Below are 1,041 nucleotides of genomic sequence, written 5' to 3' on the forward strand. Positions count from 1 at the left end.
TTTTTAGCTGGCATTTTTGTAGAGATTGACTAAACTCATTTTTTATTATACCCTATTTAAAGGCACAACAGCTTACCAAAAATTTCATGTTATGAAATCATCATTTTTCCTAAGTTTGCAATTCCAAATGACAATCGGTGTGTTCTTGGGGGTCCGGCCGCCGATGCTTGCAGCGATATGTGGGCCAGTTTTCATGCAGCTAAAATTATGCGATCGCCAGCAAAACCAAACCTAGAATTTAAATCCGATGCCTTAACGGAAAGCATCTGCCGGTGGGAAGAGATGAACGTTCGATTATTGCACAGCATCAGTCAAGATCCCAGTACATTCAGCATTAATGCCAGCAAATACTTGCCGCTGCTAGTTGGCATCAACCGCAGCTACAGCCACAGATACCTTGCCTAAGCTGACAATTTAGAAGGGTACGTTGTCGCCCGCGGCAGTGGTACGCCGCCCCGATGATGGGGGGAGAAATTAATCTGGAGAGTGAGTTGGGCAGAAGGTCAATTTTTACTGTATAATTGCCAGGAATAGTCGCGGAAAAAGCAGCTAGTTAAACAGGATTTGCCAACCAATACTTGCAATGCCTAAATCTGCGATCGCGTGGCTGATATAACTAGGCCAAAGTGAACGGTAAGTCAGATAAGAGTGAGACCAAATTATCCCGGCGGCGAAGACAGCTAAGGAACCTAAGAGAACAGCCTGCCAGTGGCTGTAAGCTGCTATTACAAAAATGTGGTGGATAGTGAAAAATAGCGAACTCAGAAATATTGCTTTTGTTCCCGGCATGAGAATCTGGCATTTCTTGCAGACAAACCACCGCCAAGTAAATTCTTCAATCAGCGAGTTAACTAGCACAAAATAGGCTTCTACAATCACGTAAATAGTAGGGCTGCTAATACCTAATTGGTGCGATTTTTATTTAGCAACTACAGGATCGATCCCTTGCTGCCCCAAAAGGCTATATAGCCTTTCTCAGAAAGATGAGGTACAATAACAGCAGTGTGTAAACCAGTTAAAAATATTTGATGATGTAACTTG

The 1,041-nt window shown here is 43.0% G+C and carries 2 protein-coding genes; one reads left to right on the forward strand and one right to left on the reverse strand.

Annotated features, from left to right (window positions below; genetic code table 11):
• Nucleotides 1-177: 177 nt before the first annotated feature.
• Nucleotides 178-405 carry a hypothetical protein gene (locus QT996_RS28525; RefSeq protein WP_333050863.1) on the forward strand — a complete coding sequence of 76 codons (228 nt, stop codon included), beginning with the start codon at nt 178-180 and terminating at the stop codon, nt 403-405.
• A 144-nt stretch (nt 406-549) separates the two neighbouring features.
• On the opposite strand, the gene QT996_RS28530 is transcribed toward QT996_RS28525, so the two are convergent.
• On the reverse strand, nt 550-858 hold the full coding sequence (locus tag QT996_RS28530) for a CPBP family intramembrane glutamic endopeptidase (RefSeq protein WP_333050864.1): 309 nt from the start codon (nt 856-858) through the stop codon (nt 550-552).
• Nucleotides 859-1,041 lie beyond the last annotated feature (183 nt).

It is taken from the genome of Microcoleus sp. S13C4 (assembly GCF_036700865.1).
Taxonomy (GTDB): Bacteria; Cyanobacteriota; Cyanobacteriia; order Cyanobacteriales; family Microcoleaceae; genus Microcoleus.